This is a genomic window from Deltaproteobacteria bacterium (genome assembly GCA_012522415.1).
Lineage (GTDB): Bacteria > Desulfobacterota > Syntrophia > Syntrophales > JAAYKM01 > JAAYKM01.
The window spans coordinates 15,710-40,750 of record JAAYKM010000042.1 but is presented as its reverse complement, the minus strand read 5'-3'; the positions used below and the strand labels follow the sequence as shown (position 1 = coordinate 40,750).

Here is a 25,041-nt window from a genome sequence, read left to right as displayed (position 1 = left end):
AAATTACTTTTGTAAAAATGGTGCCGAAGCCGGGACTTGAACCCGGACGGGCGTGGCCCACTACCCCCTCAAGATAGCGTGTCTACCAAGTTCCACCACTTCGGCATCCTTATGAAAGATCCGTCCTCAGGGCTCGGTTCTTCGAGTTCACCACCTCATAATGCGGGAAGCACTCTACATTTTGAGCGGTTCCTTGTCAACACGAAATCAGGTTGACGGCCGTACCTTTCCCGCTGCGTTCCTATTCGACCGGCGTAGTCTGAGGCACCTGGGTATCAGACGCGGCAGGCGCCACGGGGGCAGCGCCCCGCACAGGAGACGGACCCTGTTTCGGCAGGGCCTGTTCCGTGGCCTGCGGAACCTTGTAACCCTTCACCACCGAAGAAGATTTTTCGGAAGTGAAATAGGACAAAGACAGGGTCGTCAGCATGAAAATAACCGCGACGACCGTCGTCATTTTGCCAAGAAAGGTTCCAGCGCCGGTGGAACCGAAAAGAGTCTGGCTCGCGCCGCCGAAAGCGGCTCCCATGCTGGCGCCCCGCCCGGCCTGGAGCAGAACCACCATAATCAGGATAAAGCAAATTACCACATGCAGGACAACAAACAAGGACCTCATCGTTTCAACACCCCTTTTTTTCAATCTAGTCTATCGAACATCACCATCTGAGAGAAGGAATCGAATTCGAGGCTGGCCCCGCCAATCAGGCCGCCGTCCACATTGGGCTGCGCCATCAGCTCGGCCATGTTATCCGGTTTGACACTCCCTCCGTAAAGAATCGGCAGGGAATTTGCTGTGTCTTCATTGTAAAGCCGGCTCATCAAACCTCGTATGAACGCGTGAACCTCCTCCGCCTGGGCGGGTGTCGCTGTTTTACCCGTTCCGATGGCCCAGACGGGCTCGTAGGCGATCACGAGGCGCCTTATATCATCGTTCCGGAGCGCCTTCAACCCTTCTTTGATCTGTCTTTCCACGACCTTGGTGGTTAATCCAGCCTCCCGCTCCTCCAGCGTTTCACCGATGCAGAAGATCACCTTCAGGCCATTTTCCAGTGCGGCGACGATTTTTCGGTTGATCCGGGTGTCGTCTTCCCCAAATAGCGTCCGCCGCTCCGAATGGCCGATAATCACGTAATCACACCCGGCCTCGGCAAGCATCGCCGCCGAAACCTCTCCCGTAAAAGCCCCCCGGGGCGCTTCGTGCATGTTCTGGGCGGCGATGTGAACCCCTGTTCCCCGAAGCGTCTCCGACATAGCGGAAAGAGCGGTAAAGGGCGGTGCGACAAGAACATCCCGGTCGGTACACCGCGGCGCCAGTTCCTTCAGCCGACGGGCAAAGGTCACGGCTTCCTCAATGGTTTTGTGCATTTTCCAGTTTCCGGCGATAAACGGTTTTCTCATATAATTTCCATCCTATCGAATATTCTCATGAACAGACAGACGGCATCTGCATTACGTTTTCTTTCGTGGTCGCAGTTAACGAAAGCCTGAGGCACTTTCAATCAAGTTCGGCATCGAGCCCCTATCTGCTGTATTGTACCCCCACCCGGTCGCAATCATTGTAAATCACGCATCGGCTGCAGAATGGAGAGACGGGACGGCAAACCGTCCGGCCAAAAGCCACCATCAGGGTATTATAACGGATCCAGTAAGGCCGGGGCAGTTTTTTTCTCAGGGCGAATTCCGTTTCATCGGGTGTCCGGGTCGCCACATAACCCAGCCGGTTGGAAATACGGTGCACATGCGTGTCCACGCATATCCCTTCTTTTCCATAACCCAGGGTCACCACGAGATTTGCCGTTTTCCGGCCGACCCCTTTCAGGGTGAGCAATTCCTCGATCGTATCGGGAACACGGGACTGGAAACGCACGATCAGATCACGGCATACCTCAAGAATCGTCCTGGCCTTGTTGCGGTAAAAACCAACGGGATAGATGGCCTTTATGATGGCCTCCTCCGGAAGCAAAACCATCGATTCCGGAGAATCCGCAAGCAGAAACAGCCGTTCCGACGCTTCCTCCGTTACCTCGTCTTTGGTGCGGAGGCTCAAGAGCGTCGAAATCAGAATGGCAAAGGGACTCCTCCGGTCATCGGCATACTGCGTGACAATGGGTACCTCCCATTTCCTGGCCTCATTCTCCAGCAGGGCAATGGCCTGCTCTATTCGGTCATCCTTCATGAAACGGAACCGCGGCGGCGTCTGACAGACCCAAGCGGCTAATTATATCCTTCTTCATAGGCCAGCATGTCCAAATGCAGGGTGGCGATATCCTCCACATCCAAATTGGCCTCCTCTTTCGTCTCCCTGAAATCGATGATCTTGATATAACGCTTGCACTCGTTACAAACATCGACACGGTAGCGGTCATCGCCCTCGACAGTAAAAAATGCCAGCGACTGCTGCTCTTCATTACCACAGAATGGACATTTAATCCGAACAAAATCCCATTCGTAGCCGCATTGATTGCAGAAAAGGTAACGCCGTTCCTCCTCTTCCCTAAGTTCGCCGATTTTTGGCTCCTTACCGCAAATCGGACAGTAACCTTCCAACCAATCGGACCGGTCAACGACCGGGCCGTATTTTTCGGCGATCAATTCGAGGTCGGGCCGCAGGCTCTCTTCGAGGAACAACTCAATCAAATCAAAGGATTCTTCAATTTCATCGTCTTCGTTCGTATCCCCCGGCGATGTCTCACAGGCTCCCTTCCCCTCCCTCTCCGGGTGTTCTTCTCCGTGTTCTTCACATTCGGCGCATCCATCGATGATATCACGAATCATATCCTCGTACACAACCGTTCCGTCTTCAAGATCCTTCAACAGAATCTGTGCTTCCACGGGCATGCGTTCCTCCGCGATCGTCAAAAGGGAGTGAAAATATTCCTTCGGCCCCGTCAGATTATACTGGCCGCCGCTCAGATCCACCAGCGGAAGACCCCCTTTGATTTTCTGAGGAATGAGCGCCTCATCGACGGAAAAAACGGGGGGATGTTTCTTCTTTTTGTACGCCTCACGCAGGATCAAAATCGCTTCCAGAATATCAAGGAGATCGACATAATGGGGATTGACCGCCTTGTAACTCTCTATGGTTTTCAGTGTTTCGTTCAGTTTTTTTGCCATCGGGCGGAAGCTCCTTACGTCATTTACTGAATGTTGCTGTCGCAGAGGCCGGAATCCTCCATCGGAACAGTCGCGTCTGTATATCCGCTTTTATCGCTGACTTCAAGTATTATTTGAATTTACAGAAGGTTGCGTTTACCTGATACTTTCCAGTCTCACTGTCATATTGTACTCGACGGAACAAGGGCAGGATCGATCGGCCACAGCCATTCTCCTTTACGCCTCGTTTGATATATGATAGCGTTTCCTAAGACAGATCGTCTTGACTCAGGAATTTTGATGGAACCAAGCTTGAAAACTCATCATCGCCGGAAGTATTGGCACCGCTCCCGTCCAGCGCCAAAAACCAGAACACAATCGGAGGCTGAGCGGCCGGAAAAGCATCGCCCCAAAAGAGAGGGCAGGCCCCACCGTCGAATGAAACCGGAAATGGACCCTGCCCTGCAATCCGTGTTCAAAAAAATCGGCAAACCCGTTAAGACGGACTTTGTACCGGACGCCTTCCAACTGGAGGCTATCGAAGCCGTCAAAAATGCTGACTGCCTGGTTACCGCCCCCACGGGTTCGGGAAAGACCTGGATTGCCCAGCAAGCCATCCTCTCCGTGTTCGAACAGGGAGGACGCAGCTGGTACGCTTCTCCACTCAAAGCCCTCAGCAACTCGAAATGGGTCGAATTCGGCGCCTGTTTTGATGAAGTCAACGTGGGCATTCTGACAGGAGACACGAAGGAAAACACAAACGCTCCCATCATCGTAGGCACAACGGAAATCCTCCGTAACCAACTCTACGATTCTATGCATCGAGGGGAAGATTTTCCCTGTGATCTTGTGGTTATCGACGAGGCACACTACCTGGGTGACCCAGACCGGGGAGTTGTGTGGGAGGAAATCATGATCTACCTGCCCTCCCGAGTCAATCTCCTCCTGTTATCGGCTACGATCGGCAACGATGAAGAGCTGGCAGGCTGGCTCTCCGGCCTCAGGGGAAAACCATGCACCGTGATCAGGGAGCGAAAGCGCTCGGTTCCGCTTTATCCGCTGTTTCTCCACCCATCGGGGCGGATCATGCCCTACCTGAAAAACAAAAAACTCTTCCATGGACTGGATGAGTACATGGAACAGGCTGAGCGGGAAAGACGTCTCCGCTTTTATTCACCCCATCTGGGCGAGATTATTCATGCCCTGGAACAATTTCATCTGACTCCGGCCATTTTCTTTTTGAAATCACGGGCTGAATGTGACAGCGCCCTCGCCCATTGTCACCCACCCACGCCGTCGACCGTCGATGAAGACTTCGACAAAGACCTGGCGGAGTTTTTGGAGCGCTTTCCCTATTTACGAAACCATCGCCACCTCTCCTCTCTCCAGAGGTGCCGCGTCGGTTCTCACCATGGAGGACAACTGCCGGCGTGGAAGTTCCTGATCGAAGCCATGATGAACAAAGGGTATCTGCGTGCAATTTTCGCAACCTCCACTGTCGCCGCCGGCGTAAATTATCCAGCCCGCACGATCGTACTGTTCAACTCCGATCGCTACAATGGCCATGAGTTCAGCCCCATGAACAGCATCGATTTTCACCAGATGACGGGCAGGGCAGGCAGGCGCGGCCAGGACAAAATCGGCTTCATGCTGGCCGTTGCGGGACGCTTTATGGACCTTCACCATATTAGAAAGCTCCTTTTTAAGAGACCCGAAGCCATTGAAAGCCAATTGAAAAGCGACTTTTCCATGATTCTGAATCTCCTGTTGTCACAGACAACGGACGATATCCGCCTGATTTTTGAACGTTCCCTGGCCTCCTTTCAGGAAGGCCCGGACATCGTCGGAAACGACGATCGATGGGAAAACTTCCTCAAACACCTCGTTTTTCTGAAGCAGGAGGGTTTTGTTGATGAACATGACCACCTGACGGAAAACGGTCTCTGGGCTTCGAAACTGAGACTCGATCAACCTCTTTTGATCGCCGAATGCCTGCGTAAGGACTCCTTTCCCCGTTACGACGCGAAAATGCTCGCCGCCCTGGTTGCCATATTTGTTTATGACGGTGATCAAGACATAAAACTGACCCGAAAAATCACCCCGCGAAAATTGACCCGCGGTTTCAACCGAGTTAAAGCAGACCTGGCCGACCTTGCGGAACGAATGATTGAGCATGGGTTTCCCGTCGCCCCCATGTATTTGTGGCCGGCCTGGACCATCTACGCCTGGAGCAGGGGAATGCAATGGGAAGTGATTACGGAACAGGTCGGCATCGCCGACGGCGACTTCGCCATGCTCATCAACCGGACCGGAGACAATCTCCGACAGATCGCCTCGCTCCGAGAGTCCCACCCCGAAGTGGCGTCACTTGCCTTCGATGCCATGGACACGATTCTCAGGGAACCAATCGTATTCGAATAAAAAAATATCCGTGGTGAAATCATTTGTTTCTTGACTTATTTATCGGCAATCATTATAAGCAAGCACCAATTCCATGTCGATGCCTTCCGGTCATTGATGTTGGCTTTGAAATCGCCGTCCCCATCGTCTAGAGGCCTAGGACACCGGCCTTTCACGCCGGTAACCGGGGTTCGAATCCCCGTGGGGACGCCACAATTATATCCATGATGTAAACTGGATATCACGCCCGGTTCTTTCTGCCTCAAACACCTCCCCCCGGATCTTTCCTCACATACAGGCCAAATTGGAAGTGGAACGATGAAAATTGCTCAGTTCATAACGTAGAGGCTTATGGCCAATGCTTTTCCAAAAATAAACCAAGGCCGAGTGATCGCCGGAAGCCGCACAGGGGAACAACCGAAAGCAGGCTTATCCTGTCTTTTCCGAAAGAAAAACCGTGTTGCCCGACCATGCTCCCCCAAAGCCCAGCCCACCCTGAAAAAACTTCTCCGGTATCTTCACTTTCCACTTTGCGGAACAATGACCTGTATGCTAATTTTTCCGATTAGATTAGGTGTGGATGCTAGGGAACCCTGATATGAGACTGACAATCAGCAGAAAATTACTGCTTATTTATTTTTTTATGGCGATGCTGACGGTGCTATCGAGCACCTATGCCATTGTCAGTTTGTACCGCATCAACGATCTGGCTTTTAATCTGGCAAACTGGGATTTTTCGCTTATGAACACCGCCAAACAAATGGCGGGGATTATTCTGGACCTCGAGGGAACGGGCAAGAAATATCTGATTCTAAAAGACCCTTCCATCGAAGCCATTTACTGGGCGAAACAGAAGGAACTGGAGGTTCTGCTTGTCAAAACCCGTCGTTCCTCTCAAGGGGATATCCGTAAAGATCTCGACCGGATTGCCGCGCTCAGCCGTCAGCACGGCGATATTTTTCGCGAACAGGTCGGCCTGATTCGGACAAACGGTCCGGAAGAATCGATGAATCTGTCCCGAGAAAAAGGCGACCGCCTGATGAGTAATTTAACCCAGGCAACAAAAAATCTTCAGAAGGCCGCCGAAGCCGGCATTCGTAGCCGACTGACGTTGATCAACAGGGAAGGTCAAAAATCTACGCGCATGACCATGTTTCTCAGCTCCATCAGCCTGACCGCAGGTCTCATCCTCGCCATCGCGATCACCCTCAACATCTCCCGACCGCTCGTTCAGTTGAAGCGCGCAACCGGGGCCATCGCCGAAGGGCAATTCGACTATCCCGTCAACATCATTCGTCATGACGAGATCGGCAGCCTGGCCAAGGCCTTCCGAATAATGAAAGATCGCTTGAAAATCCTCGAGACAAAGTTACGGGAAGAAAGCCCTCTGACCGGCCTTCCCGGAAACCTGGCTATCGAAGAGGCCATCGAGAGCCGTCTTTCGGCGGGAAAGCGCTTTTCCCTATGCCACGTGGATCTCGACCATTTCAAACCTTTTGCCGACAAGTACGGTTATGCCTGGGGCAGCGAAGTGATCAAGGAAGTCGCCCATATCCTGAGGGACCACAGCAGAACTGGAGGGAACGCGACTGATTTTATCGGCCATGTCGGCGGAGACGATTTCATCATCATTGCGGAACCCGAGCGGGCGGAAGAAATATGCCGTGCCGTCGCCCGTGATTTCGACTCGCGTATTAGCAAATTTTACAGTGGGGGTGATCGGGAAACCGGGTTCATCGTCGGGAAGGACCGACAGGGAATTCTACGCAAATTCCCCCTGATCACGGTGACCATTGCCATCGTCAGCGATGACGGCACCCGTTTTCAGAACTCCCTGGATATGGCGAGGAAGGCGGCGGAATTAAAGGAAATCGTAAAAGCCATGAAGGGGAACAACGTCGTCAAGCTGGAAGAGATAGAAACCCCGACCGGCTAATCGGCGGGAGCCCCTCCCCTTTTCTTGCTTAAGGGCGTGCCACAGGGAAATCTTTCTCGGTGAAAAGGATGAACCATGAAAAAAATCGCCGTGTTATTCACTTGTATCTTCTTGCTTGGTGCCTGCGCGGCAGACAGAACGGCGGTCACCAAAGAACCCGTCACGGAAACGAACAATTTAGATCGGGCGACCACTCCCCTCCCCCCGGCAGAGGACCTGCTGATCGAGGCGGCGACAGCACTCACGCAGCCAAACGGTACAGAAACCGGCAACGGCTTGAAAGCCCGGGCCCTCCTGGCCCGGTTGACTCAGTCTTATCCGGACAGCAAGTGGCTTAACACGGCCGAAGCTCTGATTCTGCTGATGGATCTGCAGCAAGCCTGTGAGGAAAAAATGAAAGGGAGCCTCAGACTCTGCGAGGGCCTTCTGTCCCAAAAGACAAAATGTGAGGAATCCGAAAACCAGTGCCGCCAGGAAACGATACGTCTGCTTCAGGAAAACGAACAATTGAAGAAGGATCTGCAAAATCTGAAAAACCTAGAAATCGAATTGGAAAAGAGGAACAGAGGCTTGCGTTGAACCCCTGCCGAGGATCCTGGAATACAGGTGAAACAGGGGGGTGAACCGGTTCCATACTCCGGCGCCGTCGGAACAGGGAGTGCGTTCATACGAAATGCCCGGCCAGGTATTTCCGGGCCATGCAGATCCCCAAGGCGGTCTTTGCATCAATGATATCGCCTCTTTTGATCATCGCCATCGCCTCCTCCGGTAAAACGGGAAGCACTTCAATACACTCATCATCGTCAGGCGGCAGGGGCGCCGGGAAAAGGCGGGTGGCGAGAAAGAAGTACATGTACTCGTTGCAGTATCCAGGAAGAAGATAACCTTCGAACAGCGGCATCCAGTTTGCGGCGTCGTAACCCGTCTCTTCCGCCAATTCTCTCCGGGCGCTCATCTCCGGCGACTCGCCTCCCTTGTCCATGCTGCCCGCCGGTATTTCCAACAGGTCCTGGTTGACGGCGTAACGGTACTGTTTGATAAGAAGAATCCGGCCCAGGTCATCAACGGGGACAACGGCCACACAGGGTTTATGTTCCACTCGGGTCTGCCGGTTTACGCGCCCGTCGGGCAATCGGTACTCACCCTCATAGACGGAAAAGATCCGGCACTGATACACCTGCTTCTCCTTGATGTGATAATCGGACATTGCCTCCCTCACCTTTTCCGCCAAGGTCTGGACGATTCAATTCATCCGCATAACGGCCAGAATATGGCGCTCGACATCCTCCCTCGGCAGGGCGCCGACCAAGGTATTGACCAGCTTTCCCTCCTTGAAGAGCAGCATGGTCGGGATATTCCGGATATTGTACTGGGAAGCGGTCAGGGGATTTTCATCAACATTGAGTTTCGTCACCTTGATTCCGCCGGCGTATTTGGCCGCCAGTTCCGCCATAATTGGTTCGACGACTCGGCAGGGTCCGCACCAAGGGGCCCAGCAATCCACCAAAACGGATCCCGAGTAGGTCAGAACTTCCCGGAGAAAAGTCGCGTCGGTGATTTCCATTGGTTTCGCCGGTGCGCCCTCCACAACCAACGGGGCGCCACAGCGGCCGCAGATGGGTCTCTCGTTGAAACGATTCTCCGGCATCCGGTTTTTTGCTCCGCATCGGAGACAGCGGATGATCATGTCATCCAGACAGGCCCGACACTTTCCACAGATCGGGCGGTCATTCATCCGCCCCTCCGGTATCCGGTTCTTCGTACCACAGTTAAGACAGCGGATCACCAACGCGTCCTCTTTCATCACCTGAAGCAACCTCTTGTCATCAATCGGTTTTTTTGCCATTCCTCGAGCTGTCGCACAGCCTGAGGCCGGTTCAAGTCGGATTCAGGATAACGGATTTTCCTAAGAAAGTAAAGTTTTCAGATTGGGTGGTATCGAAGCGCCCACCGGTGAAAAGACTTCAGGCACACCCCACCGCGCCTCGTCACGGGAGATGATTTCCGGCCAGTCGGTCGGCCCGGGAGAAGGGTAATTGCCCGATTGCTTTGGGGTCAATCCATCGGCAATCCGCGCACCCCGTCCTTTTGGCTTCCCCCGGGGAGACCTTTCCTGTAAAAATATGCAAGCACAGGCGAAAATGGGTGTAGGCGTGCTTGACCGTCCCCTGAAACGAAGCCTCGATAATGCGCAGGCCAACCTCCTCTGTTACGGTCCGCTTCAAAGCCTGAAATGGCGTCTCCTCCCGTTCCGCAAAACCGCCCGGGAATTTCCAGAGCGACCCGAGGAGGCCGGATGGAGGACGCTTGACCACCAGCACACACCCCCGGTCATCACGGATGAGGGCTGCAACGGCTGTCCGGACAGGGGTGATTTTCTTCTTCGCCGGCATCGGGAAGAAATCGGTCTGGCCGCGCCTCCGGGCCAGACATTGCTCCAGGAGGGGACATAAATCGCACAGGGGTTTTCGGGATCGGCACAGTGTGGCACCGAGTTCCATCAAAGCCTGGTTGAAACACCCGGGCTGAGAAGCCGGGAGGATCCGCATCACCCTGTCCGCCAGGCAGCGATACCCTTTCGGGTCCGCGTTAACACCGGGTAGGGCGTAAAAACGGCATAGTACACGCCGCGCGTTGCCATCGATCGCCGGGACGGTTGCTCCAAAAGCGATACTGAGTATCGCCCCGGCCGTATAGGCGCCGATACCGGGGAGCCGGAGCAAATTATCAAAATCCCGGGGAATTTCACCTCCAAATTTTTCCACAACCATGCGTGCAGCCCGATGCAGTTGCCGGGCTCGGTTGTAATAGCCCAGATTCTCCCAGATCTGGAGCACATCCTCCTCGGTCGCACGGGCCAGATCGCAAAGGGTCGGAAAGCGCTGCAGAAAACGCTCATAGTAAGGGATAACCGTCGCGACCTGAGTCTGTTGCAGCATGATTTCCGATAACCAGATCCGGTAAGGATCCCGTGTCTCCCTCCAGGGAAGGGAACGGCAATTCATCCGGTACCAGGACAGGAGCCTCCACACCGGAAAAGGGGCGCACTCCGGCTCTCGGCTACGAGCGCCATGGGACATGGGTCACGTCAGGTCGGTTTCAGTTTCGGGAAGCATTCGTCCAGGGTCCGGTTCCAGGCATCGAGGTCGCCCTTGATCCGCTCAAACAGGCTTGTACAATCTCCTTCGACCACCATCTGGCGGATTCGGTCACCCTGACGGATGCTGTTGACGACTTCCTGGTCCGCCGGAGATACCACCTCGCCAAACACGGTGTGATGCTGATCCAGCCACGGCGTGGGCACATGGGTGATAAAAAACTGACTTCCATTGGTCCCGGGGCCTGCGTTGGCCATGGAAAGAACACCCGGCCGGTCATGTTTCAGATCGGGCAGGAATTCATCGTCAAAACGGTACCCCGGACCGCCAGTCCCCGTGCCCAAGGGGCAGCCGCCCTGGATCATGAAATCAGCGATAACGCGGTGGAATGTCAGGCCGTCATAGTAGCCCCGTCGGCACAGATTGACAAAATTACCCACCGTCGCTGGAACGCGGTCGGCAAAAAGTTGAAGGCGGATCGTTCCCTTGTCCGTTTCAATCAGCACGAACAGGCTTTCTTCGTTTTCCATAGGCTTTCTCCTCAAGTCAAAAATGTGGTCCTGATCTACCAGATTTCACGGCTCATGTCAAAAAGATAGGGGGAAAAAGGTGAGGGAAAAGTCCGTAATTTCAAACCTGCATCTTGTCGTCCGTATCCTGCTTCTCTTCTAAGGTTCCGGATGGAGCAACCCGGTTACGGCCCCCCCTTTTGGCCGTGTAAAGAGCTTGGTCTGCACGATCAATCAGCTTTTCGGGGGTGTCCATTCCATCAACCATCTGTGTGATACCCAAACTGATGGTAATGCGGGCATCGATTCCCTGAAATCGGAACATGCTTTCTTCAACCGTACGGCGGCATCGCTCGGCTATCACCCTCGCTTGGTCCAGATTCGTCTCCGGCAGGATGCAACAAAACTCCTCTCCCCCATAACGCGCCAGGATATCGCTGTTCCGGATCAGGGTACCGATGAGCACCGTTACGGCCTGGAGAATATGGTCACCGAACGGATGGCCGTGTATGTCATTGACGGCTTTGAAGTGGTCCAGATCGAACATGATGAGACTGAGAGGATTCCCGTAACGAAGGGCCCGGTTGATCTCCTCCCGCAAACGGATATTGAGGAAACGACGGTTATATGTACCTGTCAAGCCGTCCTTCATGTTCATCTCGATCAGCCGTTGTTCATAAACGGCAATATCCGTCACATCCTGGACGGTGATGCAGATGTAGGTAATTTCACCGTTCTCATCCCGGATGGGGCCCATGTTGCATGACTGCTGCATGAAGGGAAAGCGTTTGTCCAGTGTACTGACGGGCTTGAACGGAAAGAGGTAACGATGGAGCTTCTGTGAAAAAAAATAGAGATTCCCCAAACCGACGACGCAACGGCAGCTGCGGAAAAAACGCGGATTATCCAGATCAGGGAAAAAATCAAAAAGGGACTGCCCGATGATACGGTCCGCCGCAATGCCGCTGTGCCGTTCCATCCAGTAATTCCAGCGAAAGACCTTGAGATCCCGATCCAAAATGACAATGCCGGTGTCAAGGATATCGAATACCTGAGAAAAAATCACTCATACTGCTCCATGAATTCTTTCAGGGCTTTTTTCAACCAAGCCACGCTCGTCTGACTGAAGAGCAAAACCAGCATACCGCTCACCGCCCTGTTTTCAAAGCGGAAAAGGGCCTTGAGAATAACGGCGCTGTCCTCGGGATTGAACATTTCGTCGGGAATAATATCTGCGGCGGATTTTTCCAAAAGCACAACCGGAGGTGAATAAACCATGACATCATTAAGAAGTTCCGCAATTTTTCCCACGCACGCCCCGACAACGATGTTGCCGATTTCCATGAGGGCTCCCTTGGCCAGTTCATCGCCGGCTTCATCATGAAACAGATGGGGGTCTTCACAGGACAGGATGGAGATCAGGTCGCTGTCTGCGCCCGAAGCGAAGAGAAGGAGAGCATAACCGCTGAATTTACCCCAGAATTTCTGTTCGACAATGCTGACTCGTTCCTGTCTCCCGATCATTTCCACGAAATAGGACGGAAGCCGGACGGCAGGAATCACCCGGACATCGGGAACACTCAATTTAACATAAATATCAATATGTTCTGCAAGATCAGCACTGGCTTTTCCGAAGGCGATGTTCATCACCTCCTGGAGAATGTCGAGTTCGTCGCTACGGATCACTGTGTTTTGATGGCCGGGCATAGTTGTCAATTCAGGTGGACCGGGACACTTCGTGCAATATTTTCGCAACGGATTCTTTCGAAGGGGGTTTTTTGAGGATATTCACGGCCCCCAGGTTTAAGGCCTGTTTCAGGGATTTGATTTGAATGTCGGCGGTACACATGACAACACGGGCCTGTTTGTCGGTTCTCATAATGAATTCCAGACATTCAAGCCCGTTCATGACCGGCATCGTGATATCCATGAAAGTTAAATCGGGGGCGAATTCCTTGAACGTCTCAAGGCCAGCCTGACCATCCGCCGCTTCAGCGATTTCATATTCCGGTTCTTTGGGTATACAGCTCTTTAGAATTTTTCTGGCCACCGGAGAATCGTCAACGATCAATATTTTTTTAATCATTGCACCCTAAAACCCCAGTTGTTGCGAAATAAAATGAATATTGACGCTTCAGGCGCCCCCCCACACCGGAATCACCTGAAACCTCACTTTCTATACCAGAAAATTCAGCATTCTCAAGCACTTTGTTTTGCGGCAACGGAGGTTTCTTTTTTGGTTTCAGTTCGCTATACTTGACACCGCTACATAACCCCCCGTCAAATGGAGGAAAGAGGATGTCCCGATATTTAAGAATGATATTCGTCCTGGTAATCCTGTGCCTGCACTGCGCATGTCTGGACCGGGTCGTGGAAAAGCCAGCCTTCACCCTGAAGAACGTCTCCCTGACCCTGCACAGCATGAAGGAGTTGAAGGCGCGGTTGACCGTCGAGGTTCAGAATCCCAACGGTTACAGCCTGAGTTTCAGGTCCCTGGAGTACCGGTTTGCCCTCGAGAACCGCGAGGCGGCGCAGGGATGTTATGCCGAGGCTTTCGAGGTCCCGCCGCAATCCACCAGGGAAATCACCATCCCGCTCACCATGGAGCTTGACGGCATGGGGTCGCCCTTGAAATCCTTCATCATGGGCAGGGACATTCCCTACAAAATTGAAGGCACCGTGCACCTCAAAATCCTCTGGGGGAGCCTTGCCCTTCCCTTCCTGAAGGAAGGGGCTTTCAATATCAAATCGTAAGCCGACCGGCAGCTTGTGACCGGGCATTTCGGCGGGGAAACGTCAGGGCTGGCCCATTTTCATCAGAGCGAGGGAGATCACGGTCAGGAGAATGGCCGCCGCTTTCAGCCAGGTCAGTTTTTCTCGGTAGAAGACCGCAGCCAGGATATTGGCGACCACGAAGTTCATCCCGACCACGGGAATGATAATGGACAGGGGGCCCTTTGCCATCGCCTGGAGCAGGGTATAAAAGGCCCCGAAATTGACCAGACCGATGAAAAACCCGATCCACAAAGCCTCGCCATACCGGGTGTTCGCCCCCCCTCTCTCGAAAGGTTTTCGCAATCCCAGGGAAAAGAACATGCTGAGCGTGTAAGTGAGGGCGATGAACGCCATCTGATTCGTGTACAGGGCGGCAAACTTGCTGGAAACGGCCGCCACGGCGCCGGTCAAAACGGCCAGGACAATCAGGAAAAGCCCCTTGCGGAGGTTGCGGTTTTCGTGCCGCTCATCCTCTGTAAAACGTGTCAGGGTCAGGATGACGCCGATGGCCACGATGATGACCGCCGCCTGATACGTGTTCTACCGATCATGGAAATAGAATACGGAAAAGAGGACCACGAGCACGGCGCTCATCCGGGTCAGGGGATAGACGACATTGGTCGGAAGGTACCGGAGTGCCTCGATGGTCACAATTGTGTCGATGAAAAAGGTCAGGCTGTTGATCAGGGAGAGAATCAGGAGCCAGGACGGGTTTTTCAATGTTTCATCGGATGCAAACCAGAGGCATGTGCTCAGCAAGGCCACCGTCCCCATGAAGGACAGGGTCGTCCAGGCGGTGTTGCAGTTACGCTCCGCGGACACCTTGTAAAGGAACCGCTGAATCCCGTAAAAAAACAGGCAGATAACGGTCAGAGAATACCAGTTCATCATTCTTTATCCCGGCTTCTGATGATCTCTACCCGTATCTTTTCCCGCTGGCAGCATCACCCTGCCGGACCACAATCCATCAGGAGGTTCACGCACCCTGCCTGGATGTGAGAAACAACTGGATATGCAATATGGCCCGCGCGATATGGGAACCGTAGAGGCCGTTCTTGTCTGACATATTGGAATGGCTGATTTCCGATCGGTCGATAACAAAGGGATAAATGTCGACCGGTCCGGGGAAAACCTCCCGGAGAACCCTCCCCGTTTCCATCCGGCGGGTCGTCACCCGCGCCGGGTCCCCGTAGGGATCGCTGCTGTCCTCGTTGCCCCCGAAATCGTCCACCAAAAGGATGCGATCCTGGCGACCCGGATCCAGAACCTGGCGGATGCGCTCCCAGTAACGGATATCCGCCTTGTGCCATCCCAGATCAGAGGAATTGGCAACGATGAAGGGATTCTTCATCCCCCGCGCCGCTTCGGAAAGACCAATGGCTTCGATGTTCCAGTCCGCCAAACGCGCCTTGATCAGCGGCGTCGCCTCGGCATAGTGGTCCGTGGCAACCAGAACTTGAACGGCAGGATTTTTCTGCAATTCGCGAAGGAGCGTTCTCCAGCGTCGGTCAATCCGGCACTGGTCGAAATAACGACGCAAGAGGTCCGTCACCGCCTTCTGAATGGAAGCCTCGGAATTGGAATCACCCGGGGCCGGGGCATGAAGGCCCAGTGCGGCGATCCGCTCCACGAGCACCGCCTGGTAGCCCCGCGATGTCGTGCTGCCCTCGCCCCAGGTCGGATAGACGATCTCATCCCAAAAGAATGACTCCGTCGTCACACCCATCGCAAAAAGGCCGCTTGCTTCCAGTGCCGGGACCAGATTCTCTGATCGGCTGAATTCAACAGCGGCGAGACTCAGGGTTCCGGAAAAATCAAATATGACGAATTTTGAAGGGAGTTTGTTCATCGCCGGCCCGTTGCCCATAAAGCCCGTTTTTGCAGGGCCCCATGGATGATTTCATTCAGATCGCCAGCCGCCCGGAACGGGTCTTCGGCAGCACAAATCGCGGACACAACTGCCACGCAGTCCGCTCCCGCCATGATAACCGATTCCACATTGGTCGTATTCAATCCCCCGATGGCAACCAGAGGATGACGGGAGTAGGTCCGGATGCGGGCCAGGCCCTCCAGGCCCCACGCACCCTTCGTGTCGGTTTTCGTCGGCGTGTCGAAAACGGGGCTCACCCCCAGATAATCTACATCAAGGCGCTCGGCGGCCACCACATCCTCCCAGGTTTCTACGGAGAGTCCGATGACAGCGGATGGTCCCAAAAGTCTGCGGGCCGTTTCATAGGGCATATCCTCCTGCCCCACATGGACTCCTTTTGCGCCGGACGCCAAGGCCACATCGACCCGATCGTTAATCAACAGGGACACCCCCATGGGCTCCAGGCGTTTTTTCAGGCGAACGGCCAGTTCAACGAAAGGCCGCGTCGGGAGATCCTTTTCACGGAGCTGCACATACCGGACACCGGCGGCCACAGCTCTTTCCACGACCGTTTCGATGCTTTTCGTCCCGCAGAGCCCGCGGTCCGTCACCAGATAAAGCCCTTCCATTACCCACCCTCCAGCCTGACTCCGCCAAGGTCCTGTTCCTTCATCCGGTACAGGGCATCCAGGAAGCGAACCTGAAAACTGCCGGGGCCGGAACAATCCTCGCCGGCAATTTCTCCGGCAACACCCATAACAGCCATGGCACAAACCGCGGCCGCCAGCCAATCGTTTTCGACGGCGGCAAATGCGCAGCACAGGACCGTTGCGGTACAGCCAAGACCGGTTACCATGGGCATCATGGAATGTCCGTTCCCGACCGCCACCGACTGTTCCAAACGGATGACATAATCCGTCTCGCCGCTGACGCAAACAACCGTCCCCAGATCGCGGCTGAGTAACTGCGCCGCCTGGAAGGCGCGGCGGGAGGTTATCAGACTATCGACACCCCCGGTTGACGTCTTTCCTTCCGCCAAGGCCGTGATTTCCGAGGCATTTCCCCGGATAACGGCGGGCGTGGCCGTCTTGATCAGGTCATGAACGATCCGGGTGCGATACGGGGTCGCCCCCGCTCCAACCGGGTCGAGAATAATCGGAATCCCTCTTTTCTTTGCCGCCTCCATGGCCCGATGCATCCCTTCGACCCAGTCCCGGCTCGGGGTTCCGATATTGATCACGAGACCGGAGGCAATCCCGACCATATCCGCCGCTTCCTCCGGCGCATGGGCCATCACCGGGGAGGCCCCCAGGGCCAGCAGCGCGTTGGCTGTGTTATTCATCACCACATAGTTGGTGATGTTGTGAATCACCGGTTTTGTTTCCCGTATCCGCCGCAAGGCCTGCCAGATGAACCCTTGGTCAATTCCCATTCAATCCTCAACTGATCTGATCATTTTCTTTTCAAACATGCGTAACCGTCACAATGTGACCGTATCACCACTGGTGGAGTCCTCCGTAATACACGCGGTCGGACAGCCCCCGACAGCTGCGAAGGAAACATGTTCCGAATACATGTATCTGCCGGATTTGCAGGAAAAATGCACGCCTCATTCTTCATATCCCAAAAACCCGCCGGCGGTTCCATCGGAATCACGGATTATTCATGATAACGAGGGCAAGAGAAGGAATCCATACGGGGACAACAAACCACAAGAAGAAATCCTTGAGGCGCCCCGAAGGGGCGGGGCAGGATTCCTTAATCAAGTTGTTACTCTTTACGGCACGGACAAATGATTTGTCAACACGAAAGGCTTTGTGTTATAGCGCCATCGATCTTTTGCAGGGTGGCCGCTCTTGTCACGCCGACTACACGGTGAATATTGCGAACGATCACTGGCGGATGAAGCCGTCGATATTTCTGGACAACATATTACACTGAAAGGATAAGCATACCCCACATGATGAATGAGGAAGACCTTGAGGAACTGCAGTCCCTGATGATTCTGGAATCCATTCAACTGGAAGCAATCATCAATCTTCTCGAGAAGAAGGGTGTTTTGACCAGGCAGGAACTGGAGGCGGAAATTCAGCAGCTTGAAGATTCCATGGATGCCCTGGGTTGATCGGAAAGTCTTGTGAAAGGGACAAAACGGGAGAGGCGGGGCAATCCTGTCTTTCCCGTTCTAGGCCCCCTTCACGCTAATAGGGCCCTTATGTTTGGGCGGCCGGCAACCGATCGCGATCAGAAAACCCAGGAACAGGATAGCCGACGTGAGATAAAATGCGAGCGGTTTAATCACCGGCAAGTTAAAAACGACGGGAGCGGCCACGCCGGCGCAGCCCCACGCCGTCAGCATGGTTCCGTAGATCTTTTCGATGTAGCCAGGGCCAAAGCAATCAGCCGCGTAAGCCGCTATTATTGCAAAGCTCCCTCCAAAACAGGAGAACAGAAAGCAAGCGATACCCGCAAATTGCATGAGATGCGACACATAGGGATAAAAAAGGAAAAACATGGATTGCACATAAAACATCGTGATCATGACGCTTCTACGACCGATGTGGTCGGATATGGCCGCCCAGAGCACGGGCCCTAAGGCGATAAAGACGGAGGCCAACCCTATAATCAAACTTTTCTGCCGGACCAGTTCTTCCGGAGTGATGGCGGGCGAGATTTTTTTGAGTGCAAACTGAGCAAAAGGGGAAAGCTGGGATACAAACCCGAGACCCACCATCACACTAAGAAAGAACATCACCCAGAACATCCACCACTGGGGTGTCCTGATTGCTTCACTGAAGCGAAAAGAATCGACGTCGGTCATCCTGGCATCAGTAGAGGCAAACCCTTTCGGCAGCCAATCCGCCGGAGGATTTGCAAACATCCGGGCTGAACCAGTTGCCAAAAACAAGAAAGCGGCCCCCAGGATAAAGCACGTTCTTGCCCCTCCGAAAAAGGTTAACATGGAGGGCTCATAATAACCCATCAGCGCAATACCCGCGCCAAAGCCCATAAACGCTAATCCCATGCTCAACCCGCGCCGGTCCGGGAACCAGCGAACCAGCATCCCAAGAGACGTGACACAACTCCATCCGAAACCACAACCAACAAGAACACCGCAACCGATATACAGCACCCAGAGGTTGCCCTGCGTTGCCGCAAATCCCGTCAGAAGTGTCCCCAGTCCCAAAAGAATGGCTCCAAGCGTGGCTGCCCGCCGCACAGCCCCCTTGTCCGCCCGGCTGCCGCCCACGAAGGCCCCCACACCCATGGACACCATCATGATGACTATCGTTGTCCGGGCGACGGGCTCCGTCCAACCAAGGGACTGAACGAGGGGGATCTGGAATATGACCCATGCATAAGCCGCCCCCAGGCACAGTTGCGTGACAACTGCCGCAGTCGCAATCAGCCATCTCCTTTCTTCCAGATTCTCAAAATCCACCGCTCTTTACCTTTCCAAATGTATTTTTTCTACAGCGATGCACCCGCCTGTCACCCCTTCGGATTCCGGCCTGCCGTTCCTTCTGATCCATTGAAGCTGTCAATCCCCGGTCAACCGTCTCCCCTGTTTGAAAGTCCGGTTTGAACAAGGGCTTTTCTTTTAGACACCGCCGCGTCCTTAATTGATCGAATCCGTCTGTGGCACAGAAAAAAAAAGAAAGTCAACAGGAAAATAAAATTACGACCCGTGCGTAAAAAGCATAAAAAAACCCTCCTGCGATTTTGTAACCGCAGGAGGGTTCAATCTTATACTTCACTATGCATTTTTGCCTCTGGGCGGTTTGTAAGCCATGGTAACAACAAAACCAGCGGTCAGCAAACCAGCGGCGATGAACAGGGCTTGCGATTTGAATGCCTCAAATACGAAAGGCCCAATGATTCCGGCGACGCTCCACGCGGTAAGCATAAACCCATACACCTTGCCAATATTGGCCGGGCCAAACGAATCGGCGGCAAAAGCCGGCATGGTGGCGAAGCCCCCGCCATAGCAGGCCAAAAGGTAGCAGGATACGATCATGAAAAGATAGTAACTGGAAATATAACCTTTGGCAATCAGCACATACAGAACCGCCTGGCTCGCAAACATGATCATAAAAACCATCTTGCGTCCGATATTATCGGATATTTTCGCCCAGAAAAGTCTCCCCAAACCATTGAATATGGCTGCATAAGCCACGACGGCACCACCCGCGGCGGCGACCACCGCGATGTTTTCCGGAGTTAAATCACCGGCCAATCCCATCGTTTTTTTATAAATATCTTGAGCCAATGGAGAGTGCTGTGAAATGAGACCAAGACCAGCGGAGATATTCAGGCACAGCATAGACCAGAGCATCCACCATTGGGGCCTTGATATGGCTTCGCCTAACGTGAACGAATCCGCAGCGGAAACAGCAGAAGCAGCGGGCTTGAAACCTGCGGGCAGCCATCCCTGAGGGGGATTCTTGAAAAATTGTGCGGCCCCGGTTACCAAGACAAAGAATATGATACCCCAGATGTACCAGGTGGTGGCCACACCAGAGGCGATGATATTTCCCGATGGATCAACTTGTTTAAAAGCGGTGATCATGGGAGGAGCGATTTTCCCCATAAAAAAAGCACCCGCTCCGAAACCCATAACGGCCAAACCGGTTACAAGCCCCCGTTTGTCCGGAAACCAGCGTATCAAGGTGGCGATGGGGGTAACGTAACCAAACCCATTACCCAGAGCGGCGATCACGCCGAAGCCCAGATAAAGGATGTAGATATTACCCACCTGATCAGCGTAACCCGCGATCAGCGTACCGATACCGAAGAGAATCCCACCAATTGTAGCCACAAAACGAGGGCCCCTCTTATCAACCAGTGTTCCACCAAAAGCGGCCGACAATCCAATGATCAGCATTAAAATCATGAAGGTGTACTGAACACTCGTCCCATCCCAGTGGTGCATCTCCATCAAAGGGTTTTTAAAAACAGACCACGCATAGACCGTACCCAGACACAGCTGTATCACGACCGCCGCAAGAGCGATCCACCATCTTTTCCCTTCCAAGTTTTCCTTACTCATTCTTCGCATCCCCTCCCCTTGTTTAATTACCGAGCCGCCCCTCTCCGTTTACTGCTGTCGTTTTCTCTTCCATAAGCGGAAAAAACCGGTCCGTATTTATCGAAACAATGCACAATCCGCAATGCTTACACCCCAACCAAGTGCCCGTTCCTATTGCATAGATGAACAGGAAAAGTCAATCGGAAAGATGTTTCCCTGACAGGCCCTGCCATCAGATATTGATCCGGCTGCGGCCGATTATTATCCGTGAACGCCGTATTTCATCCGACGGGTCGGCCAATGGCCGCGAGTTCTTCCCTCAGGATCGGCAGATACGTATCCATCTCAGTCAATGCGCGGGCCTTACCCGGATAAATATCATAGAACCGGCGGTATTTCACCGGGGTGAAGTCCAGCATCACGACATTGGCGCCGGCATGAAGGGCATTGATTCTTCCGCTTTTATCGAGAACTCCGAGAGCGGTGGTGGCCGGTATGTTCGCTTGCGGCACCAACAGGCGAGACAGAGCAACCACCCTCAGAGTCAGGGGGCTTGAGCCCGGTGGATATTGGGCCAGCGGTGTCTCCGGGTGGGGAATGAAAGGACCGATCCCAATCATGTCCGGTTGCAGCGCATTCAAGTAATGAAGATCCATGGCAAGATCGGTCATGCATTGCCCTGGAAGGCCGATCATATTTCCCGCTCCCGTTTCAAACCCCAATTCCTTTAACCATTGCAGACATTGCCTGCGATTCTCGTAGGACGATCCCGGCCTCATGGTTTCAAACAGGGGTCGCGAAGCCGTCTCATGTTTCAGAAGGTATCGTTCGGCCCCAGCCTCCCTGAAGCGCCGATAATCCTCCCTGTCCCGTTCGCCCAAGGACAGGGTCACGGTGAGACCGGTCTCCGACTTGATGGTTCTAACAAGCGTAGAAATCGAATCCGTCGTCGCCAGATCCTCTCCAGACTGCAGGACAACGGTGGAAATACCGCCGTGCATGATTCTTTTCGCCGCCTCCAAAACCTCCACGGCCGGCATACGGTAGCGATGGACACGGCGATTATCTTTCCTCAAGCCGCAGTACTGACAATTCTGAATACAAATATTCGATATTTCGATGATTCCACGCAAGAGAACGGCATCACCCGTCATATCCAGACGCTTTTGATCCGCTGCCGTATGCATCCCAGAAACAACGCCCGGATCACCGGCCGACAAAACATGGACCAGTTCGTCCGTCTGAACCTCCCGACCGGCAAACAGGCTTTGAATTATTTTCTCCAGGACAAGACGAGACATGGGGCACACTGTAACGGCGACGCGTTTCTCAAGTCGGACTAGCCGAACAACACAGAGACAACATCTGCATCGGCAAATCGGCAAGAGGTTTTCTGTGACGGCATCCTGCCGGCTCCTGCCATATTTCCCGTGACCTGTCAAATGCTTTATATGCCTTATAAAAAGCCATTCCAATTTTGGCTGTTTATTGCTACTCAATGTCCGGCGATTGGCAAAAACATTTTTATGATTCATCAGGACAAGAAACATGGCAAAAACAGAAAAAGGCAGAGGATTTTTTATTCAGGAAACGGAAATCAACGATATTTTGGCCAAAAAAATCTCCGGTGACGCCACAATGGTTCGGGAGGTGCTGCACAAATCAAAAGAGCTCCAGGGACTGTCGATGGAAGATGTCGCCACCCTGGTCGCCGTGAGTGACCCGGAACTGCTGGGAGAACTGTTCTCAACGGCAAGGTACGTCGAGGAAACCATTTACGGCCAGCGCCTGGTTATCTTCGCGCCGCTGTACATATCGAACTTCTGTAAGAACGAATGCACCTACTGCGCATTTCGGGCGAAAAACCCCCTGGTGCAGAGACGCGCCTTAACACAGGAAGAAATCGCCCGGGAAATCAAGATCCTGGTTGAACAGGGACACAAGCGCGTCCTCCTGGTGGCCGGAGAATCCTACCCGGATGAGGGCTTCGCCTATTTGCTGCATGCCATCGATACGATTTACGGCATCAAAAGCAAGAAGGGTGAAATCAGACGGATCAACGTCAATATCGCCCCCCTGACACTGCAGGAATTCAGGGATTTGAGGGATACCAAGATCGGCACCTACCAGTTGTTTCAGGAAACTTACCATGGAGAGACCTACAAAAAGGTCCACCTTGGCGGGAAAAAACGGGATTATGACTGGCGCATCACGGCCATGGACCGGGCGATGGAGGCCGGAATCAACGATGTCGGGATCGGGGTTCTGTTCGGCCTGTTCGACTGGCGCTTTGAGATCCTCGCCATGATGCAACATATCCGTCATCTGGAAGAGCAATTCGGAGTCGGCCCGCACACGATCAGCGTTCCCAGACTGGAGCCTGCGATGGGTTCCGATATGGCGGCCCAACCGCCCTACCCCGTCTCGGACCTCGATTTCCGTAAGATTGTCGCTATTTTACGTCTAGCGATACCCTATACGGGAATCATCATGTCAACAAGGGAGACGCCGAATATCCGGCGCGAAACCTTTGCCCTGGGGGTTTCGCAAATCTCAGCGGGCAGCCGTACGAATCCGGGTGGGTATTTCAAGGATGTGGAAGAACCCGTGGGCGAGCAATTTTCCCTCGGCGATCATCGTCCTCTGGGCGAAGTTATCCGGGATGTGGCGGCCTTGGGTTATATTCCCTCTTTTTGTACGGCCTGTTATCGCCTGGGCAGAACGGGCGCCGACTTCATGGATCTGGCCAAACCCGGTGAAATCAAGGAACATTGCGATCCCAACGCCCTGTCCACTTTTATGGAATATCTGCTGGACTATGCCACCCCGAACACCCGCCGGGAAGGAGAGAATCTCATTGAACATGTGTTATCTCAGATGACCGGCAAACAACGGAGCGTATCCGGGAAGATGCTGGAACGGATACGATCCGGGAAGCGGGATGTTTTCTGCTAACCCCTCAAGTCTCGTGGGAAAAACCTCCTCATGGATAAAACCCCCAAAGCCAATCGACTTCATGTAGCCATTTTCGGGCGGACAAATGTCGGTAAATCGAGCCTTCTGAATTACATTCTCGGGCAGGATATCGCCATCACGTCCCCCAAACCGGGCACAACGACCGATATTGTCGAAAAGGCGGCGGAACTGCCTCCCCTCGGTCCGGTCCTGTTTCTCGACACAGCCGGTCTCGACGATACTTCGCCCCTGGGACCATTGCGGATCCAAAAAACCGAGTCCGTTTTTCATCGTGCCGATATTATTCTTCTCGTCACGGAAGCGGGCCAATGGTCCCATGATGAGGAAGCGGTTCTACAGGAAGCACGGCAAAAAAAAATCCCCGTTATCGTCGTTATAAACAAGATAGACCTGACCGTCCCCGCCCGGTCGTTTCTGGAAAAACTGAAAAAATCGACAGGATGGGTGGTTCCTCTGTCCACCCAAAACGAGACCGGAAGAGACGGGGCCATTGGCCTGCTCACAAAATACCTGGCCGAAGCCGCTCCAGACAATTCGACGGTCAGCCCGTCCCTGCTGGACGGCCTCCTGCCACGGGGAGGCCTGGCCCTACTGATCACCCCCATCGATCTGGAAGCGCCAAAGGGGCGTCTTATTCTCCCGGAAGTTCAGACTATCCGGAACACATTGGACCATGACGCGGCCGCACTGGTGGTAAAGGAAAATCGACTGGCAGCCATGTTGAGTAACCTGAATCGGCTGCCCGATCTGGTTGTTTGCGATTCCCAGGTTATACGACGGGTGACGTCAGAGGTACCCCATCAGGTACCCTGCACAACCTTCTCTATCCTCTTCGCCCGGCAAAAGGGCGATCTCGCCGCGGCGGCCGAAGGCGCCGCCGCTATTGAGAACCTGCGTCCGGAAGACCGGTTTTTGATCGCCGAAGCCTGTTCCCATCATCCGCTTCAGGACGACATCGGTCGTGTGAAAATTCCCCGCTGGCTCAGGGAATACGTTGGAGGCGATCTGACAATCGATGTTTCTGCCGGACGTGATTATCCGAGGGATCTGACAAAATACCGGCTGGTGATCCATTGTGGGGGTTGCATGCTGAACCGACGGGAAATGCTCGAGCGTATCAGGAAAGCCAGGGAAGCCAACGTTCCCATCACCAACTATGGCATGGCCATATCCCTCACCCAGGGGGTAATCCGCCGTGTTCTGTCTCCTTTCCCCATGGTTTTGCAGGCATTTGACCAAAAGAGAGCGATACTGGCTCCCGACAACCGAGACAGGCCTTCGGAATCAGCCTTGTCTTGAAACGGTCCGCCATCCATTCAAACAAAAAGGACGCACCGTTACACCCCGGCACGTCC

At 53.8% G+C, this 25,041-nt stretch carries 25 protein-coding genes, 2 tRNA genes and 1 pseudogene; 8 read left to right on the top strand and 20 right to left on the bottom strand.

Annotated elements, in window-relative coordinates; genetic code table 11:
• Positions 1-18 precede the first annotated feature (18 nt).
• The 5 genes from GX147_03835 to GX147_03815 all read right to left on the bottom strand — a co-directional run bounded on the left by GX147_03835 (position 19) and on the right by GX147_03815 (position 3,114).
• Positions 19-105: transfer RNA gene (locus tag GX147_03835), tRNA-Leu, on the bottom strand.
• A gap of 136 nt (positions 106-241) precedes the next feature.
• Positions 242-616, bottom strand: a complete 375-nt coding sequence (secG, locus tag GX147_03830; protein ID NLN59833.1) for a preprotein translocase subunit SecG — start codon at positions 614-616, stop codon at positions 242-244.
• A 20-nt stretch (positions 617-636) separates the two neighbouring features.
• A complete protein-coding gene (locus tag GX147_03825) occupies positions 637-1,398 on the bottom strand; it encodes a triose-phosphate isomerase (GenBank protein NLN59832.1) in 762 nt (253 codons plus the stop codon).
• Positions 1,399-1,519: 121 nt separating this feature from the next.
• Entirely contained in the window at positions 1,520-2,176 is a 657-nt protein-coding gene (locus tag GX147_03820; protein ID NLN59831.1) for an endonuclease III, read from the bottom strand.
• Between the two features lie 38 nt (positions 2,177-2,214).
• Positions 2,215-3,114 carry a formate dehydrogenase accessory protein FdhE gene (locus GX147_03815; protein NLN59830.1) on the bottom strand — a complete coding sequence of 300 codons (900 nt, stop codon included), beginning with the start codon at positions 3,112-3,114 and terminating at the stop codon, positions 2,215-2,217.
• Between the two features lie 279 nt (positions 3,115-3,393).
• Here GX147_03815 and GX147_03810 point away from each other — a divergent pair, with 279 nt between their 5' ends.
• The 4 genes from GX147_03810 (at position 3,394) to GX147_03795 (ending at position 8,008) form a co-directional block, all read left to right on the top strand.
• A complete protein-coding gene (locus GX147_03810) occupies positions 3,394-5,514 on the top strand; it encodes a DEAD/DEAH box helicase (protein ID NLN59829.1) in 2,121 nt (706 codons plus the stop codon).
• A gap of 116 nt (positions 5,515-5,630) precedes the next feature.
• Positions 5,631-5,706, top strand: a tRNA-Glu gene (locus tag GX147_03805).
• 385 nt (positions 5,707-6,091) lie between these two features.
• On the top strand, positions 6,092-7,429 hold the full coding sequence (locus GX147_03800) for a diguanylate cyclase (protein ID NLN59828.1): 1,338 nt from the start codon (positions 6,092-6,094) through the stop codon (positions 7,427-7,429).
• Between the two features lie 75 nt (positions 7,430-7,504).
• The gene (locus GX147_03795; GenBank protein ID NLN59827.1) at positions 7,505-8,008 is read left to right on the top strand and encodes a hypothetical protein; all 504 of its coding nucleotides are present in this window, start codon (positions 7,505-7,507) and stop codon (positions 8,006-8,008) included.
• An 85-nt stretch (positions 8,009-8,093) separates the two neighbouring features.
• Here GX147_03795 and GX147_03790 read toward each other — a convergent pair whose 3' ends face one another.
• From GX147_03790 to GX147_03760, 7 genes and pseudogenes are all read right to left on the bottom strand, one after another.
• The gene (locus tag GX147_03790) at positions 8,094-8,636 is read right to left on the bottom strand and encodes an NUDIX hydrolase (protein ID NLN59826.1); all 543 of its coding nucleotides are present in this window, start codon (positions 8,634-8,636) and stop codon (positions 8,094-8,096) included.
• 36 nt (positions 8,637-8,672) lie between these two features.
• Positions 8,673-9,164 (bottom strand): thioredoxin, encoded by a 492-nt coding sequence (gene trxA, locus GX147_03785; protein NLN59825.1) that lies wholly within the window; start codon positions 9,162-9,164, stop codon positions 8,673-8,675.
• A gap of 253 nt (positions 9,165-9,417) precedes the next feature.
• Positions 9,418-10,434: an A/G-specific adenine glycosylase gene (gene mutY, locus GX147_03780; GenBank protein ID NLN59824.1), complete on the bottom strand. Its 1,017-nt coding sequence runs from the start codon at positions 10,432-10,434 to the stop codon at positions 9,418-9,420.
• A gap of 83 nt (positions 10,435-10,517) precedes the next feature.
• A complete protein-coding gene (locus GX147_03775; protein NLN59823.1) occupies positions 10,518-11,057 on the bottom strand; it encodes a peptidylprolyl isomerase in 540 nt (179 codons plus the stop codon).
• A 100-nt stretch (positions 11,058-11,157) separates the two neighbouring features.
• Positions 11,158-12,096 (bottom strand): annotated as a pseudogene (locus GX147_03770) (GGDEF domain-containing protein).
• A gap of 2 nt (positions 12,097-12,098) precedes the next feature.
• The gene (locus GX147_03765) at positions 12,099-12,743 is read right to left on the bottom strand and encodes a chemotaxis protein CheC (protein ID NLN59822.1); all 645 of its coding nucleotides are present in this window, start codon (positions 12,741-12,743) and stop codon (positions 12,099-12,101) included.
• Between the two features lie 10 nt (positions 12,744-12,753).
• Positions 12,754-13,122 carry a response regulator gene (locus GX147_03760; protein NLN59821.1) on the bottom strand — a complete coding sequence of 123 codons (369 nt, stop codon included), beginning with the start codon at positions 13,120-13,122 and terminating at the stop codon, positions 12,754-12,756.
• A 212-nt stretch (positions 13,123-13,334) separates the two neighbouring features.
• On the opposite strand from GX147_03760, the gene GX147_03755 reads away from it, so the two are divergent.
• Positions 13,335-13,790: an LEA type 2 family protein gene (locus GX147_03755; GenBank protein ID NLN59820.1), complete on the top strand. Its 456-nt coding sequence runs from the start codon at positions 13,335-13,337 to the stop codon at positions 13,788-13,790.
• A gap of 42 nt (positions 13,791-13,832) precedes the next feature.
• Here the strand turns inward: GX147_03755 and GX147_03750 are convergent, their stop codons facing one another.
• The 5 genes from GX147_03750 to thiM form a co-directional block, all read right to left on the bottom strand.
• Positions 13,833-14,324: a DMT family transporter gene (locus tag GX147_03750; GenBank protein ID NLN59819.1), complete on the bottom strand. Its 492-nt coding sequence runs from the start codon at positions 14,322-14,324 to the stop codon at positions 13,833-13,835.
• Between the two features lie 27 nt (positions 14,325-14,351).
• Positions 14,352-14,702 (bottom strand): hypothetical protein, encoded by a 351-nt coding sequence (locus GX147_03745; GenBank protein NLN59818.1) that lies wholly within the window; start codon positions 14,700-14,702, stop codon positions 14,352-14,354.
• An 85-nt stretch (positions 14,703-14,787) separates the two neighbouring features.
• Positions 14,788-15,660 (bottom strand): hypothetical protein, encoded by an 873-nt coding sequence (locus tag GX147_03740; GenBank protein ID NLN59817.1) that lies wholly within the window; start codon positions 15,658-15,660, stop codon positions 14,788-14,790.
• Positions 15,657-16,310, bottom strand: a complete 654-nt coding sequence (thiE, locus tag GX147_03735; protein ID NLN59816.1) for a thiamine phosphate synthase — start codon at positions 16,308-16,310, stop codon at positions 15,657-15,659. The genes GX147_03740 and thiE overlap by 4 nt, the downstream gene beginning before the upstream one ends.
• Positions 16,310-17,113 (bottom strand): hydroxyethylthiazole kinase, encoded by an 804-nt coding sequence (thiM, locus tag GX147_03730; protein NLN59815.1) that lies wholly within the window; start codon positions 17,111-17,113, stop codon positions 16,310-16,312. Before thiM ends, thiE begins: the two co-directional genes overlap by 1 nt.
• Positions 17,114-17,641: 528 nt before the next feature.
• On the opposite strand from thiM, the gene GX147_03725 reads away from it, so the two are divergent.
• Positions 17,642-17,806, top strand: a complete 165-nt coding sequence (locus tag GX147_03725; protein NLN59814.1) for a hypothetical protein — start codon at positions 17,642-17,644, stop codon at positions 17,804-17,806.
• A gap of 60 nt (positions 17,807-17,866) precedes the next feature.
• Here the strand turns inward: GX147_03725 and GX147_03720 are convergent, their stop codons facing one another.
• The 3 genes from GX147_03720 to hydE form a co-directional block, all read right to left on the bottom strand.
• A complete protein-coding gene (locus GX147_03720) occupies positions 17,867-19,123 on the bottom strand; it encodes an OFA family MFS transporter (GenBank protein NLN59813.1) in 1,257 nt (418 codons plus the stop codon).
• A gap of 315 nt (positions 19,124-19,438) precedes the next feature.
• Positions 19,439-20,731, bottom strand: coding sequence for an OFA family MFS transporter (locus tag GX147_03715; GenBank protein NLN59812.1), 1,293 nt, complete (start codon positions 20,729-20,731; stop codon positions 19,439-19,441).
• 260 nt (positions 20,732-20,991) lie between these two features.
• Entirely contained in the window at positions 20,992-22,011 is a 1,020-nt protein-coding gene (gene hydE / locus GX147_03710; GenBank protein NLN59811.1) for a [FeFe] hydrogenase H-cluster radical SAM maturase HydE, read from the bottom strand.
• A gap of 247 nt (positions 22,012-22,258) precedes the next feature.
• Between hydE and hydG the strand changes: the two genes are divergently transcribed.
• Both hydG and hydF read left to right on the top strand, forming a co-directional pair.
• A complete protein-coding gene (gene hydG, locus GX147_03705) occupies positions 22,259-23,665 on the top strand; it encodes a [FeFe] hydrogenase H-cluster radical SAM maturase HydG (protein NLN59810.1) in 1,407 nt (468 codons plus the stop codon).
• 30 nt (positions 23,666-23,695) lie between these two features.
• Positions 23,696-24,985 carry a [FeFe] hydrogenase H-cluster maturation GTPase HydF gene (gene hydF, locus GX147_03700; GenBank protein ID NLN59809.1) on the top strand — a complete coding sequence of 430 codons (1,290 nt, stop codon included), beginning with the start codon at positions 23,696-23,698 and terminating at the stop codon, positions 24,983-24,985.
• The last annotated feature ends 56 nt before the right edge of the window (positions 24,986-25,041 follow it).